The 14,264-nt window shown below is 59.4% G+C and carries 17 protein-coding genes; all 17 read left to right on the top strand.

Features of this window, described 5'->3' with window-relative positions:
• The first annotated feature begins 135 nt into the window (after positions 1-135).
• The 17 genes from SDD30_RS01930 to ruvX all read left to right on the top strand — a co-directional run bounded on the left by SDD30_RS01930 (position 136) and on the right by ruvX (position 14,254).
• Positions 136-633 (top strand): DUF134 domain-containing protein, encoded by a 498-nt coding sequence (locus SDD30_RS01930; RefSeq protein WP_434073244.1) that lies wholly within the window; start codon positions 136-138, stop codon positions 631-633.
• Between the two features lie 111 nt (positions 634-744).
• Complete coding sequence (locus SDD30_RS01925; RefSeq protein ID WP_434073243.1) at positions 745-1,584, top strand: Mrp/NBP35 family ATP-binding protein; 840 nt, start codon at positions 745-747, stop codon at positions 1,582-1,584.
• A gap of 362 nt (positions 1,585-1,946) precedes the next feature.
• Positions 1,947-2,399 (top strand): RrF2 family transcriptional regulator, encoded by a 453-nt coding sequence (locus tag SDD30_RS01920; RefSeq protein ID WP_434073242.1) that lies wholly within the window; start codon positions 1,947-1,949, stop codon positions 2,397-2,399.
• 18 nt (positions 2,400-2,417) lie between these two features.
• The gene (nifS, locus tag SDD30_RS01915; protein ID WP_434073241.1) at positions 2,418-3,593 is read left to right on the top strand and encodes a cysteine desulfurase NifS; all 1,176 of its coding nucleotides are present in this window, start codon (positions 2,418-2,420) and stop codon (positions 3,591-3,593) included.
• A gap of 38 nt (positions 3,594-3,631) precedes the next feature.
• Positions 3,632-4,009 (top strand): Fe-S cluster assembly scaffold protein NifU, encoded by a 378-nt coding sequence (gene nifU / locus SDD30_RS01910; RefSeq protein ID WP_434073240.1) that lies wholly within the window; start codon positions 3,632-3,634, stop codon positions 4,007-4,009.
• Between the two features lie 206 nt (positions 4,010-4,215).
• Positions 4,216-5,292: a tRNA 2-thiouridine(34) synthase MnmA gene (mnmA, locus tag SDD30_RS01905; RefSeq protein WP_434073333.1), complete on the top strand. Its 1,077-nt coding sequence runs from the start codon at positions 4,216-4,218 to the stop codon at positions 5,290-5,292.
• An 83-nt stretch (positions 5,293-5,375) separates the two neighbouring features.
• The gene (locus SDD30_RS01900; RefSeq protein ID WP_434073239.1) at positions 5,376-5,834 is read left to right on the top strand and encodes a PRC-barrel domain-containing protein; all 459 of its coding nucleotides are present in this window, start codon (positions 5,376-5,378) and stop codon (positions 5,832-5,834) included.
• A 27-nt stretch (positions 5,835-5,861) separates the two neighbouring features.
• Entirely contained in the window at positions 5,862-6,020 is a 159-nt protein-coding gene (locus tag SDD30_RS01895) for a YrzR-like zinc ribbon domain (RefSeq protein ID WP_434073238.1), read from the top strand.
• Between the two features lies 1 nt (position 6,021).
• Complete coding sequence (locus SDD30_RS01890; protein ID WP_434073237.1) at positions 6,022-6,192, top strand: hypothetical protein; 171 nt, start codon at positions 6,022-6,024, stop codon at positions 6,190-6,192.
• An 11-nt stretch (positions 6,193-6,203) separates the two neighbouring features.
• Positions 6,204-7,241: an AI-2E family transporter gene (locus SDD30_RS01885; protein ID WP_434073236.1), complete on the top strand. Its 1,038-nt coding sequence runs from the start codon at positions 6,204-6,206 to the stop codon at positions 7,239-7,241.
• Positions 7,242-7,358: 117 nt separating this feature from the next.
• The gene (locus tag SDD30_RS01880) at positions 7,359-8,564 is read left to right on the top strand and encodes a YgeY family selenium metabolism-linked hydrolase (RefSeq protein ID WP_434073235.1); all 1,206 of its coding nucleotides are present in this window, start codon (positions 7,359-7,361) and stop codon (positions 8,562-8,564) included.
• A 91-nt stretch (positions 8,565-8,655) separates the two neighbouring features.
• Positions 8,656-9,534 carry a class I SAM-dependent methyltransferase gene (locus tag SDD30_RS01875; protein ID WP_434073234.1) on the top strand — a complete coding sequence of 293 codons (879 nt, stop codon included), beginning with the start codon at positions 8,656-8,658 and terminating at the stop codon, positions 9,532-9,534.
• Positions 9,535-9,641: 107 nt separating this feature from the next.
• Entirely contained in the window at positions 9,642-12,287 is a 2,646-nt protein-coding gene (gene alaS, locus SDD30_RS01870) for an alanine--tRNA ligase (RefSeq protein ID WP_434073233.1), read from the top strand.
• Between the two features lie 22 nt (positions 12,288-12,309).
• Positions 12,310-12,561, top strand: coding sequence for an IreB family regulatory phosphoprotein (locus tag SDD30_RS01865; RefSeq protein ID WP_434073232.1), 252 nt, complete (start codon positions 12,310-12,312; stop codon positions 12,559-12,561).
• A gap of 17 nt (positions 12,562-12,578) precedes the next feature.
• On the top strand, positions 12,579-12,884 hold the full coding sequence (locus tag SDD30_RS01860) for a hypothetical protein (protein ID WP_109205300.1): 306 nt from the start codon (positions 12,579-12,581) through the stop codon (positions 12,882-12,884).
• Positions 12,885-13,832, top strand: a complete 948-nt coding sequence (locus SDD30_RS01855; protein ID WP_434073231.1) for an aldo/keto reductase — start codon at positions 12,885-12,887, stop codon at positions 13,830-13,832. It begins immediately after the preceding gene.
• Entirely contained in the window at positions 13,832-14,254 is a 423-nt protein-coding gene (gene ruvX, locus SDD30_RS01850; RefSeq protein WP_434073332.1) for a Holliday junction resolvase RuvX, read from the top strand. Before SDD30_RS01855 ends, ruvX begins: the two co-directional genes overlap by 1 nt.
• Positions 14,255-14,264 lie beyond the last annotated feature (10 nt).

Below are 14,264 nucleotides of genomic sequence, written 5' to 3'. Positions count from 1 at the left end.
GCGCTTTTTTATGCCCGGATGTCCGGTATAATAGAGCTGGAGGGCCTTATAGGGCTCATAGAGCATTTTTGTTGCATAAGTTCAGCAAACAGGTTATGATAAGAGTAAATTTCGTTGCCGAAAAGGGGGATTAAAATGCCGCGGCCACCTATATGCCGGCGGGTAGAGTTCCTGCCGGGGGTTACCTATTTTAAACCGGCAGCCATACCCCTGCGAGACCTGGAAGAGGTTGTCCTGGCGGTGGAGGAACTGGAGGCCATCCGCCTAAAGGATAAAGAGGGTTTGGAACAGGAGGATTGTGCCGTCCGCATGGGCGTCTCCCGGCCGACCTTTGTGCGGATCTTGAACGCCGCCCGGGATAAGGTTGCCGACGCCCTGGTTAACGGTAAAGCCATCCGGGTGGAGGGCGGGTGCTACCGCCTGGTGGGACAAAAGGTACGCTGCCGTCATTGCGGTCACGAGTGGGAACCCGAAGCGGTAGAGGAGGGCGCCTGCCCACGCTGCGGGAGCAGGGAGCTGGCCGGCCGGGGCGCCGGCCCGGGCCGGGGTCGCTGCCACCGTCACGGGCACGGTCCTTACGGAAGGGTTGATACGCCCACAGTCTCCCCAGATGCAGAACTACCGGAAGAATAACCCGTAGGAGTACTATGTAAGTTCTGCGATAAATATTAATTGACATATGACCGCAAAAGGAGCATAATAATAGCTAATAGCAAGACGATCATATCAACGAGGTGAGAGATCTTGGCCAACGAAGCCTGCGAGACCTGTAACCCGGAAACCTGTGAATCCAGTACTTGTGAAGCTAAAAAGCCGGGCCGGGTCCCGCCCCACGAACTTACCCATATCAAGCATGTTATCGGCGTCATGAGCGGCAAGGGCGGTGTCGGTAAATCCTCCGTTACGGCCCTGCTGGCGCTGGCTTTAAAAGAGGAAGGCTACCGGGTGGGTATTTTGGATGCCGATATTACCGGGCCCAGCATTCCCCGTATCTTTGGCCTGCACCGCCCACCCGAGGGTACGGCCAATGGGATGATCGCGCCGGAGAGCGCGGGGGGCACCAGGATCATGTCCCTGAATCTCCTGCTGCCCCACGAAGACGACCCAGTCATCTGGCGCGGTCCCCTGATTGGCGGGGCTGTGAAGCAGTTCTGGACCGACGTTATCTGGGGTGACCTGGATTACCTCCTGGTGGACCTGCCGCCGGGAACCGGTGACGCCCCCCTGACGGTCCTCCAATCCCTGCCCCTGGACGGCCTGATCATCGTCAGTTCACCCCAGGAACTGGCCCACATGGTGGTCCGTAAGGCCGTGAAGATGGCCACCATTATGAACGTCAAGATCTTGGGTTTGTTGGAGAATATGAGCTTTGCCCGCTGCCCTGAGTGCGGCCGGGAGATCTATATCTTTGGTCCCAGCCGCGCCGAAGCAGCGGCGGCTGAAGCCAGTATCCCCCTGCTGGGCACCCTGCCCCTGGATCCGGAGCTGACAGCCCTGAGCGATAATGGCCGGGTCGAGGAGTACCACGGGCCCTTGCTGACCCGGGCCAGGGAATTGGTGCAAAAGATAACGGCCGGGCAGTAGTAAGTTTTTCCGGTATTAGACGGCTCCACAAACTATCTCTAGGCCAGGCGACTTTGAGCAGCGGCGGGAATATTTTCAGCTCTGGGGATGTCAGATTCCCGGGGCTTTTTATTATATAAATCCTCTTCTTACAGGCACGGGTAATACTGGCAACCAGATCGACAAGTATAGGCGTGTTCTCCAGCTTTCGCTCCTGATCGATCAGCCAGATGGTTTCCTCCCGGCAGGTTGCCGTATAAATTTCCCGATTCCAGGATAAGTTAGAAAGCGTAGTAAAAAAGTCAACTTTAGCGTTGACATTTCCCGAGTGGGTTGCTAAGATATTATTACCGAGGAAATCAGTAGGGATTGGAGGTGATAGGGTGAAACTCTCGACTCGAGGTGAGTATGGCCTCCGGGCCATGTTTGACCTGGCCCAGCACTACGGCGAGGGTCCGATACCCATTAAAAGTGTGGCCGAGCGGCAGGATATTTCCGAGCACTACCTGGAACAATTGATTGCCGCCTTGCGGAAAGCCGGGCTGGTCAAGAGCGTACGCGGCGCCCAGGGGGGATATATCCTCAGCCGGGAGCCCGAGGAGATTACCGTGGGTGATATCATCCGGGTTTTGGAGGGCCCTATTGCCACGGTAGACTGCCTGAACGTTGGCGAGGGTGAGAGTTGTGAACGGGCCGAGACCTGTGTCACCAGGGGTATCTGGGAAAAGGTCCGGGACAGTATCAGCGACGTCCTGGATAGTTTTACCCTGGCGGATATGGTAGCCAAGGCCAGTCAAATGCGTCAAAACAGTAAATACTATATGTATTACATCTGACGGAAAAGGGTGAACGCAATGCGCAGGGTTTATCTTGATCATAGTGCTACCACGCCGGTCAGGCCGGAAGTCCTGGAGGCTATGTTACCCTTTTTAAAGGACGAGGCCTTTGGCAATCCTTCCACCATTTACAGCTACGGCCGCGAGGCCAAGAAAGCCCTGGACGAGTCCAGGGAAAAAGTAGCCAACCTGATCAGTGCCCGGCCGGAGGAGATCTTTTTTACCAGCGGTGGAACCGAGGCCGACAACCTGGCCCTCATCGGCGCGGCCGCGGCCAATGAGAAGAAAGGCCGCCATATTATCACCTCCAGCATTGAGCACCACGCCGTTTTGCATACAGCCCAGTACTTGCTGCGCCACGGCTTTAAAGTGACCTTCCTACCGGCGACCCCGGAGGGTCTGGTCCGCGTGGAGGATGTGGAAAAGGCCATTACCGATGAAACCATCCTCATCAGCGTGATGCACGTCAATAATGAGGTAGGCACCATCCAGCCCATCAAGGAGATAGGCAAACTCGCCCGGGAGCGGGGGATTATCTTCCATTCCGATGCTGTCCAGAGCGCAGGCAAAATACCGGTTAATGTCGACGAACTGGGTGTTGACTTATTATCGGTTTCGGGGCATAAGATCTACGGTCCTAAGGGCATTGGCTGCCTCTATATCCGCAAAGGGACCAGAATCAACCCTATCCTTTACGGCGGTGCCCAGGAGCGCAAGCGCCGGCCGGGGACAGAGAACATGCCCGGCATCGTCGGCTTCGGCCGGGCGGCCGAACTGGCCGGCCAGGAACTGGCGAGCGAGATGGAGCGCCTGCAGGGCCTGCGGGACAAGCTGATTGACGGTATTATGAGCCGCATTGAGGATGTCCAGTTAAACGGCGACCCCCGGCAGCGGGTGGCCACCAATGCTAATTTCAGCTTCCTTTATGTTGAAGGTGAATCCTTACTCTTGAGCCTGGACATGAAGGGCATCTGCGCCTCCAGCGGCTCAGCTTGTACCTCCGGATCCCTGGATCCCTCCCACGTCCTGCTGGCCATGGGGATCCCCCACGAGGTCGCCCACGGCTCGGTGCGCATGACCCTGGGCCGCGACAATACGGAAGAGGATATCGACTACGTCCTGGAGGTTATGCCGGCGATAGTAGCCCGCCTGCGTTCCATGTCGCCTCTATACAACCAGGCCAGCAGCCGCTAACCAATTGGCAGAAACTTATTTTTGGAGGAGTGAGCAAGGTGTATACAGAAAAAGTCATGGACCACTTCACCAATCCCCGCAATGTCGGCGAGATTGAAAATCCTGACGGCGTCGGCCAGGTCGGCAACCCGGTCTGCGGCGACATTATGCGCCTTTATATTAAAGTCGACGATGGGATCATCAAGGACGTCAAGTTTAAAACCTTCGGCTGCGGGGCTGCCATCGCCACCAGCAGCATGGTGACGGAATTGGTCAAGGGCAAGACCCTGGACGAAGCCCTGAAGATCAGCAACGCTGCCGTAGCCGAAGCTCTGGATGGCCTGCCGCCCCAGAAGATGCACTGTTCCAACTTGGCCGCCGATGCCCTGCATGCAGCCATCAAAGATTACCAGGCCAGGCAACAAAAGGCTTCTTAAGCCGGGCCTTGCTTACCGGCTGCCTTACCTGGTAACGATCCATACCAGGATACTTATGCCCGGTACTCACACGAGAATAGTAAATAAAGAGGTAGACTTCAATTAGAAACCGGCAGCTGCCGGTTTCTACCAGCTCTAACTTCCAACCTCCCACTTCTCACTTCTATATTATGGGGGTGACCACAGCGTCTCGCAAGGAAAAGGTAATGGTGGCCATGAGCGGCGGCGTGGATAGCTCCACGGCCGCCGCCTTGCTAAAGGAAGCTGGTTACGAGGTAATTGGCGTCACCCTGGCCCTTTGGCCTGAGGATGCCCCGCCCCCGCCGGGGGAAAGCGGCTGTTGCAGCCTTCGGGCCGTCGACGACGCCCGCCGGGTGGCCAACATCCTGAATATACCCTATTATGTCCTTAACTTTCGTGACCTCTTTGAACACGAGGTCATCGATTATTTTGTCGCTTCCTATCTGGAGGGAGAAACCCCCAACCCCTGTATCGCCTGTAACCGGCGTATCAAATTCGGCGCCCTCCTGGCTAAGGCCCGGGCCCTGGGGATGGACTATATTGCCACCGGCCATTACGCCCGGCGCTGGTATGATCAGGAAAAGGGACGTTACCTGCTAGCCCGTGCCCGGGATGACAGTAAAGACCAGAGCTATGCCCTTTACACCTTTACCCAGGAGCAGCTCGCCCATACCCTACTGCCCCTGGGCGATTATTTAAAAACCGAGGTGCGGGAAATAGCCGCCCGCTACGGCCTGCCGGTGGCCCGGAAGGCCGAATCCCAGGAGATCTGTTTCGTCACCCAGGGAGATTACCGCGACTACCTGCAGCAACGCACCGGCTCAACCATCAAGCCCGGTCCCATCCTGGATACTACCGGTCGAGTTTTGGGCCGGCACCGGGGTTTACCCTTCTACACCATCGGCCAGCGTAAAGGTCTGGGCCTGGCTTTGGGCAAACCCTGTTTTGTCGTCGCCCTGGACCCCCAACGCAATGCCGTAATCGTCGGTGATAAAGAAGATCTTGAGCAGCGTGTTCTTTATGCCCGGAACAATAACTATATCCCCTGGAGCGAACCGCCGGCAGAAGCCCGGGTGCAGGCTAAAATTCGCTACCGCGCTCCTGAGGCGGCAGCCACCCTTTATCCACTACCAGATGGCCGGACCAGGCTGGAATTTGATGAACCCCAGCGAGCCATCACCCCGGGCCAGGCTGTAGTTTATTACCAGGACGACCTGGTGGTAGGCGGGGGAACCATTGAAAATGTGGCCCCGGGGAAATAGTTGTGCCTGAAGAGAGTCCGCGCATGGCCTTAACCTTCCACGGTTATACTAGGGAAGGCTATCTTTTTTATGGAGGTTTAGTTATGCCTAAGGGGAGGGAAGTGGTAGGCCTGCCGGTTATCAGCCGGGACCGGGGGGAAGAACTGGGTCGCATCCAGGATCTTTATTTTGACGAAAGCGGTGGTAACCTGAAGGCTATCCTCCTGGCCGACGGCGGCTGGCTGCGGCAGCCCCGGGTAGTTGACTTCAGCCGGCTAGAGGCCCGGGGCACTGACGCCTTTATGGTCAGCGACGCCGGGACGGTTGTGCACGAACCGCCCCCCGGGACTAGGCGCTGGCAGGAACTGAAAGGCCTGCGCCTGATCAATTCAGCCGGCCAGGAACTGGGGCTGGTCGAGGACCTGGTGATAGAGCTGCCCTCCGGCCAGGTTAAGGCCTTGGAGGTCTCCACCGGCCTGGTCAACGACCTCCTCGACGGCCGCAAAGAGCTGCCCCTGACCGGTCCGGTCAATTGGGGCGAAGATACAGTAATCATGGCGTAAACAAATTTTGTGAAGGGAGCGAAGGTCATGCTCAATTGCCCCCACTGCGGGAGTAAAGCCATTGGTAAAATCGGCACTGACCAGTACTACTGCTGGGATTGTTTTGTGGAGTTCAATAATCGCCGGGAAGTTTTCAACGTCGCTGAGGATGGCAGCCTGCTGAGCCTGGAAGGGCAGGGGAGTTAGGATGGCCCTGGGTTTTTGGCGCGGTTTTCTGGCGGGCGGCGTCGTCGGGGCCATTGTCGGCAGTATTAACCGTTACCGGATGGAAGCTGCGGAACAACCGGTAGTTAACCCGCCGGCAGAGGTGCGCGTTCCGGTCCGACCCCGGGGCGTAATCCGGCGCCGTCACCCTTAAGCGATTAACCAATGACGGCAGCACGAACCCTGCGTATCTGGCGCCTGGCCGGGGCCGGCCTCTTCCTGGCCGGGGCTTTATTTTTTCTCTACCGGGTCCGTCCGGTATTGACGCCCTTTATCCTGGCGGCTCTGCTGGCGTACCTGTTGAAACCGGCCGTGGCGGCCCTGGAGAAACGGGGTTGGTCACGCCCCCGGGCTATCCTGACCCTTTACCTTTGCATCATCGCCCTGTCCTTGCCGGTATTCTTCTTTGTCTTACCGCAACTGGTGCGGGAGTTAAATGAATTCATCACCCAGCTGCCCGGTTTCACGGCCGAAATCGAGGGCCTGATCCAGGGCTTTTACCAGCGTTACCACCAGGCGGCTCTGCCGGCCGGCCTGCGCCAGCTGGTTGATGAAACCATAGTTAACGTCAGCACTGCCCTGCAGCAGGGGGCCCGCCACGCCGTCCAGGCCCTGGTTGATCTTTTAACCGGGCTGGCCAGTTTTCTCCTGGCACCGGTCCTGGCCTATTACCTGCTACGGGATAGTGAAGAAATCGGCCGCGCAGCCATTCACCTGCTGCCCCTCCAGCTCAAGGAGGACGTCCTGGGCCTGTGGGCCGAGATTGACCAGGTCCTGACCGGTTTTATCCGCGGTCACCTGCTGGTATCCCTCATCGTCGGCTTTTTGACAGGGGTGGGCCTGGCCCTGGTTGGCTCGGAATACGCCGTCATCCTGGGAATAGTCGTCGGCCTGGCCGATTTGATCCCCTACTTTGGACCTTTAATTGGTACGGTGCCCGTTCTGGCCCTCTCCCTGCTGGCCTCGAAAAAGGCGGCTGTCCTGGCCCTGGTAGTCATGCTGGTCGTCCAGCAGATTGAAGGCAGCTTCCTGGCCCCCCGCATCCTGGGAGCCAGCGTCGGCCTCCACCCCCTGGTAATCATCTTCGCCCTCCTGGCCGGCGGGGAACTCTGGGGTGTAGCCGGTCTTATCCTGGCCATACCCTTAACGGCCATCGGCTGCATTGTGGTGAAGTTTATCTGGGCGCGTCTGGTTAGTAGTTAAATTTTTGGGCGGTTAGCAGGAATTTTGCCAGGGATGTGGAATTTAAATATAGGTTAAAAAGGCGGCTGACAGTCAAAGTAAGTTTAATCAAGGAAACCAGATGGGGGGAAAATACGAATGAGTGATGCTGCCATTGCCCAGATTAAGGCCGAGGTGGCCTGGTACCGGGGGGACATAATCCAGTTCCTGAAGGATATTGTGGCCATCCCCAGTCCCAACGGCGATATCAAGGCCGTAGCCGAGCGTATCGGCCAGGAGATGCAGAAACTGGGTTTTGACGATGTCTTCCTGGACAGCATGGGCAATATCGTCGGCCGGATCGGCAACGGCCCCAGGGTGCTTCTCTACGACAGCCATATTGATACCGTAGATATCGCCGCTTCCGACCAGTGGCAGTGGGATCCTTACAAGGGTAAGGAAGAGAACGGGATTTTTTACGGCCTGGGGGCCGGGGACGAGAAGAATTCCACCCCGGGCATGGTCTACGGCCTGAAGATTATCAAGGACCTGGGCCTGGCCGCGGATTATACCCTTTACTACTTCGGCAATATCGAGGAGATCTGCGACGGCGTGGCCCCCAATTCCCTGGTGGTCACCGATAAGATCAAACCGGACTTCGTTATTATCGGTGAGCCGACGAAGATGAACATCTATCGCGGTCACCGCGGCCGGGTGGAGCTCAAGGTTACCACCAAGGGTCGCACCTGCCACGCCAGCGCCCCGGAGCGCGGGGTCAACGCTGTCTACAAGATGGCGGAGATTATCAAAGGCATCAGCCAGATGGGCGACGAATTCATCGACGATCCCTTCCTGGGCAAGGGGTCAATAGCCGTCACGGACATCCACTGCAAGACGCCGTCCATCAACGCCTTGCCTGACGAGTGCTTTATCTACCTGGACCGGCGTTTGACCTTCGGCGAGACCCAGGAGATGGCCGTCGAGCAGGTGCGTAAGGTGGCCGAACCCCACGGCGGCCAGGTTGAGGTCCTGAAGTTCGACGAACCCAGCTATACCGGTTTTGTCTTCCAAGTCGACAAGTATTTCCCGGCCTGGGCCCTACCCGAGGATCACCTCCTGGTCAAGACCGGCCTGGAAACCTACCAGCGGGTTTTTGGCCAGCCCACCGGCGTCGGCAAATGGGTCTTCAGCACCAACGGCACCTACTGGATGGGTAAAGCCGGCATTCCCGCCATCGGCTTCGGCCCCGGCGACGAGGTCTACGCCCACAGCGTCCTCGACCAGGTGCCCATCGAAGACGTCGTCCGTTCCACCGAGTTTTACGCCTTCTTCCCCACGGTTTTGCGGGAGATGCTGGTGAAATAAGGGAACCCCTGGCCCCTCACAGCGAGGGGCTTTATTTTTCTATCTGGAAAAATGCCGCCAGAAGGGTAAAATAGGAGTAGAGGTGATTGCTATGAGCGGGGTAGAAAAACCCTTATTTGAACGGGCCGATTTTTGGGAGGAGGCCTGGCGGGAGGAGCACCGTAACTCCCTTTATGGTAGGCGCCTGCCGGAGCGGGATGGCACCAGTTACTGGAACCGGCGTGCCGGTCACTTTGCCTGCCAGACCGGCGGCGAGGAGGGTAAACACCGGGTGGCGGAGATCCTGCACTGGCTGGGGCACCACGGGGGCCTGGAAAAGGACCTGGAGGTCCTGGACATTGGCTGCGGCATCGGCAACTACGCCCTGCCCCTGGCCCGCCGGGCAAAGCGGGTGGTGGCCCTGGACCCGGCGGCGGAGATGCTGGCCATCCTGAAGGAAAAGGCCGTGGCCGAGGAAGTGAACAACATCGAACCGATCCAGATGGCCTGGGAGGAGGTGGACCTGGAGCAACAGAGCTGGCGGGGGGCCTTTGACCTGGTCCTGGCTCTGATGAGCCCGGGGATCAAGGATGCTGCTACCCTGCAGAAGATGATGGCAGCTTCTCGAGGGGCCTGCTTTTTGGCCGGCCACCTGCGCCAGGAGATTAGCGGCCGCCGGGAACTCTGGCAGGAGCTGCTTGGCGGGGAAATGCCTCCCATACCGGCCGACGTCCTTTACATCTTCCATCTCCTTTACGCCTGGGGCTACAACCCCTCCCTGGACCTGGAGCACAAGGTGAGCACCAGGGAACTGGAACCGGACCAGGCCATCGAAGAGCTGGAGATCTTCTTTTATCCTCACCTGGACTTGACGCCGGAAGTACGTCGGGTGATCGGCGACCATGTCCGCGCCCACACCGTCAACGGCCGCTATCCCTCCCGCCGGGAAATGACGGCAGCTTATCTTGCCTGGCGCGTGAACCTTCATTGACAAGCTTCACCGCTTCAGGTATAATGTAGAAAAATTTAGCGGGAGAAACCTCGTTCACCGCCCCGAGGCGGGGGCGAGGTTTAGTTTTGACGAGGAGTTGAACTTTTTTGACGGGGGACGAACTCCGGGAGAGATTTCTAAACTTCTTTGCCAGCAAGGGTCACACCATCGTACGCAGTTCCTCCCTGGTTCCGGCCAACGATCCGACCTTGCTTTTTACCAACGCCGGGATGGTGCAGTTTAAAGACGTCTTCTTGGGCTTGGACCGGCGACCCTTTTCCCGGGCCACCACCGCGCAGAAGTGCGTCCGCGCCGGCGGCAAGCATAACGACCTGGACACCGTCGGCCGGACGGCCCGGCATCATACCTTTTTTGAGATGATGGGTAACTTTTCCTTCGGTGACTACTTTAAGCGCGAGGCCATTACCTATGCCTGGGAATTCTTGACCCGGGTAATTGAACTACCACCGGAGCGCCTGTGGGTCACTATTTACCAGGACGACGACGAGGCCTTTCACCTCTGGCAGGAGATCACCGGCCTCCCGGCAGCCAAGATCGTCCGCATGGGAGAGAAGGATAACTTCTGGGCTATGGGGGATACCGGCCCCTGCGGGCCCTGCAGCGAGATTATTTACGACCGCGGCCCGGAGCACGCCTGCAGCGGCGACCCCTGCGCCCTGGGGGCCTGCGACTGCGACCGCTGGCTGGAAATCTGGAACCTGGTTTTCATGCAGTATGAGCGGGACAGCGACGGCAACCTGTCCCCCCTGCCGCGGCCAAGTATCGATACCGGCATGGGCCTGGAGCGGGTGGCGTCGGTGCTGCAGGGCGTCGACAGCAATTTTGATACTGACCTGATTGCTCCTTTAATTAGAGCTGTAGAAGAGATTACCGGCCGGACCTACGATCCGGGGGCGGGCGGCTTCCCCTTCCGGGTAATCGCCGACCACGCTCGCTCCTGCACCTTCCTCATTGCCGACGGCGTCCTGCCCGGCAATGAAGGCCGCAGCTACGTCCTGCGCCGGATCTTAAGGCGGGCGGCCCGCTTCGGTAAGGCCCTGGGCGTTGACGAGCCTTTCCTCTACCGCCTGGTGCCTACGGTGGTGGCGATCATGGGCCGGGCCTACCCCGAAGTGGCGGAACAGCAGGAGCACATTACCCGGATCATTGAACAGGAAGAAGTTCGTTTCCACGAAACCTTGAACGACGGTTTAAAGGTTTTAAACGGCATCCTGGCCCGGGCGCGGCAGGAAGGCCGGGCGGTCATTAACGGCCAGGAAGCCTTTACCCTCTATGATACTTATGGTTTCCCCCTGGATTTAACGGAAGAGATTGGTGCCGAGGCCGGTTTCAAGATTGACCGGGCTGGCTTCGATCAGGCCATGGCCGCCCAGCGGGAGCGGGCCCGGGCCGCCCGGGAAGACGTTAAGGCCTACGATTTTGCCCTGGCCTTTGCCGGTGCCCTGGCGGATATCGGTGGCACTGCCTTTACCGGCTACGACCGGCTGGAGGACCGGGGCACAGTTTTGGCCCTGTTCCGGGAGGGCGAGAGGGTAACCTCCCTGGAGGCTAAGGCTGGCGGGTACGCAGTCCTGGATCGCACCCCTTGCTACCCGGAAGGCGGCGGCCAGGTGGGGGACCAAGGCGCATTACAATGGCCCGGCGGCCGGGCTCGGGTGGAAGACACCCGCCGCCTGCCCGACGGTAAAATCATCCACCAGATAACTGTAACGGTGGGCACCCTGCTTGCCGGCCAAGAAGTAGAGGTAACAGTGGACGGGAAACGGCGCCGGGCCACCGCCAGCAACCATACGGCGACTCATCTCTTGCATCGAGCCCTGAAGAACGCCCTGGGGGAACACGTCAACCAGGCCGGTTCCCTGGTGACGCCGGAACGCCTGCGTTTTGACTTTACCCACTTTGCCCCCTTGAGCCAGGCAGAGCTCCAGACAGTGGAAGCCGAGGTCAACCGCCAGATCCTGGCCGACCTCCCCGTCACCACCCTGGAAACCTCCCTCCAGGAGGCTAAAGCCATGGGGGCCACGGCCCTCTTCGGTGAAAAATACGGCAAGCGCGTCCGGGTGGTCAAGATCGATGCCTACAGCATGGAACTCTGCGGCGGCACCCACCTGCATTCCACCAGCCAGGTCGGCTCCTTCCGCCTGGTGAGTGAGGGCGGTATCGGCGCCGGGGTACGCCGGATCGAAGCAGTAACCGGGGCAGCGGCCCTTACCCAGGCCCTGGAAGAACGCCGGGAGCTGGAGACCATCGCCGGCCTGTTGAAGGTGCCTCCGGCCCAAGCGGCCCAGCGGGTCCAGCATCTTCTCGAACAAAATAAAGAAAACGAAAGGGAACTGGCTCACCTGCGGAAGGAACTGGCTGCCCGTACTGTTGATGAGTTACTAGACCGGGTCCAGGAAGTAGCGGGGGTACCGGTGCTACCGGCCCGGGTCCAGATAACTGACCCCGAAGCCCTGCGGGAAACGGCGGAAACATTACGTGCCCGCCTCGGTTCAGGGGTGGTCGTCCTGGGGTCGCAACACGACGGCCGGGTTAATTTTGTGGCCATGGTGAGCAAAGACTTGGTGCAGCGGGGGGTTCACGCCGGCAATCTACTGCGCGAGGTAGCCCGGATAGCCTCCGGAGGTGGGGGCGGCCGGGCCGATATGGCCCAGGCTGGCGGCCGGGATCCCGGTAAACTGGACCAGGCCCTGGCTCACAGCTTGAAGGTTGTGGCCACCCAGGTACGCTAAAAAGCCGCAAGGAGGTAGGAAGATGCCAGGGGACATGCAGGAAACCATGATGTTCAAAGTAGAGAAAGAGGAGAAGGTCAGGGTGCGGGACGTCCTGGCCGATGTCCAGGCGGCCTTGCAAGAGAAGGGCTACGACCCCATCAACCAGCTGATAGGGTATCTTCTATCTGGAGACCCGGCGTACATCACCAGCTATAGGGGAGCGCGTAACCTGATTCGCCGGGTGGAACGCGACGAGATTCTGGCGGAGTTACTTAAAAGCTATTTAACTTAAAAAGGAGGCCGGTACCCATGGCCCTATCGGATGTGGACCTGACGGTCAACCTCTACACGGAAGGCGATAAGTTCTTTGACCTTCTCAAGGCTGCCATCAGAGACTGGCAGGGGGGCTGGGGGCATGAACGGGAAAGGGCCGGTTATGCCCTGGAACTCTACCAGCGCAGCCTGGCAGCCATGCGTTCCCACCTGGAGGAGGCCCGGGCCCGAGCTGAAGGAGGCTTCTTTACCGATCAGGACCAGCGCATCCTGAACCGGACCGAGGAGAAGCTGGCCTACTGGGAGAAAAAGCTGGCCGAGGTTAGAAAGCAGGAAGGCTAATTGCGTTATGTCACCCTGGGAGCCAGCGGGATCCGGGTGTCCCGCCTTTGTTTCGGTTCCCTGACCATAGGCCCGCTCCAGGCGGGCCTCAGCGTAGCTGAAGGAGCGGAACTTATCCGTCAGGCCCTGGAACTGGGCGTCAACTTTATTGATACGGCCCAGTGCTATGACAATTATCCCCATATCCGGGCCGCCCTTAAGGGCTGGCCCGGGGAAGTGGTGCTGGCGACTAAATCCTACGACTACACAGCAGCGGGCATGGCGAGCAGCCTGGCAGAGGCCCGGCAGGAACTGGACCGGGAAGTAATCGATATTTTCCTGCTCCATGAACAGGAGACGGCCCTGACCCTGGCCGGGCACCGGCCGGCCTTGGACTACCTCCTGGAGGCCCGGGAGCGGGGCCTGATCCGGGCGGTGGGGATCTCTTCCCACGCCGTGGAGGCCGTGCGGGTAGCCGCCACCATGCCGGAGATTGATGTTATCCACCCCCTCTATAATCAGGCCGGGCTGGGGATTCTTGACGGCAGCCGGGAAGAGATGCTGGCGGCCATAACCCTGGCCCACAACAACGGCAAGGGGATCTACGCCATGAAGGCCCTGGGGGGCGGCCACCTGGCCGGCAAGGCCCGAGCGGCCCTGGACTTTGTCCTGGCGACGCCGGTTATTGACGCCGTAGCCGTGGGCATGCAGTCCACGGCTGAGGTGGCAGCCAATGTTGCCTGGTTCAGCGGCCGGGAGCCCCCGGAGGCCCTCCGGCAGCAGCTGCAGGACCGGCCGCGGCGGCTGCTCATTGAAGAGTGGTGCCAGGGTTGCGGCCGCTGTGTCCAGCGCTGCCCCCAGGGAGCTTTAAAACTCGTCGCCGGGCGTTCAGTGGTCGACCCGGAACGCTGCATCCTCTGCGGCTATTGCGCCGGAGTCTGCCGCGACTTTTGTATCAAGGTGATCTAATGCGCATCATGGGCCTGGATGTAGGCAGTAAAACCATCGGGATCGCCCTGAGCGACCCCCTGGGCTGGACGGCCCAGGGCCTGACTACCATTCGCCGGCGCAACCTGGCCGCCGACCTAGCGGCTCTGCAGGAACTGGTAGAGCGATATGGAGTCGAAGAACTGGTAGTAGGCCTACCCCGGAATATGAACGGCAGCCTGGGTCCCCAGGCCGAGGCAGTGCGCGTCTTTGCCGGTCGATTAGCCGCAGAACTGGGGTTACCAGTACACCTCTATGACGAGCGCTTGACGACAGTAGCCGCCGGTCGCCTCCTTTTGGAAGCTGACCTTTCCCGGAAGCGCCGGCGACAGGTGATTGATCAGGTGGCAGCTACATACATTTTGCAGGGATACCTTGACCGGCTGGGGCAAAATGAGGTATGATAACCCCATC

The organism is Moorella naiadis (nom. illeg.) (assembly GCF_051020825.1).
GTDB lineage: Bacteria > Bacillota > DSM-521 > Neomoorellales > Neomoorellaceae > Neomoorella > Neomoorella naiadis.
The sequence above is the reverse complement of the archived record's forward strand: the minus strand, read 5'-3'. Positions and strand labels throughout refer to the sequence as shown.

Bases quoted from the DNA above. Each gene is read 5' to 3' on its own strand.
- SDD30_RS01930 (WP_434073244.1), top strand. From the start codon at position 136: ATGCCGCGGCCACCTATATGCCGGCGGGTAGAGTTCCTGCCGGGGGTT.
- nifS (WP_434073241.1), top strand. From the start codon at position 2,418: ATGCGCAGGGTTTATCTTGATCATAGTGCTACCACGCCGGTCAGGCCG.
- mnmA (WP_434073333.1), top strand. From the start codon at position 4,216: ATGGTGGCCATGAGCGGCGGCGTGGATAGCTCCACGGCCGCCGCCTTG.
- SDD30_RS01900 (WP_434073239.1), top strand. From the start codon at position 5,376: ATGCCTAAGGGGAGGGAAGTGGTAGGCCTGCCGGTTATCAGCCGGGAC.
- SDD30_RS01895 (WP_434073238.1), top strand. From the start codon at position 5,862: ATGCTCAATTGCCCCCACTGCGGGAGTAAAGCCATTGGTAAAATCGGC.
- SDD30_RS01890 (WP_434073237.1), top strand. From the start codon at position 6,022: ATGGCCCTGGGTTTTTGGCGCGGTTTTCTGGCGGGCGGCGTCGTCGGG.
- SDD30_RS01885 (WP_434073236.1), top strand. From the start codon at position 6,204: ATGACGGCAGCACGAACCCTGCGTATCTGGCGCCTGGCCGGGGCCGGC.
- SDD30_RS01880 (WP_434073235.1), top strand. From the start codon at position 7,359: ATGAGTGATGCTGCCATTGCCCAGATTAAGGCCGAGGTGGCCTGGTAC.
- SDD30_RS01875 (WP_434073234.1), top strand. From the start codon at position 8,656: ATGAGCGGGGTAGAAAAACCCTTATTTGAACGGGCCGATTTTTGGGAG.
- SDD30_RS01865 (WP_434073232.1), top strand. From the start codon at position 12,310: ATGCCAGGGGACATGCAGGAAACCATGATGTTCAAAGTAGAGAAAGAG.
- SDD30_RS01860 (WP_109205300.1), top strand. From the start codon at position 12,579: ATGGCCCTATCGGATGTGGACCTGACGGTCAACCTCTACACGGAAGGC.
- ruvX (WP_434073332.1), top strand. From the start codon at position 13,832: ATGCGCATCATGGGCCTGGATGTAGGCAGTAAAACCATCGGGATCGCC.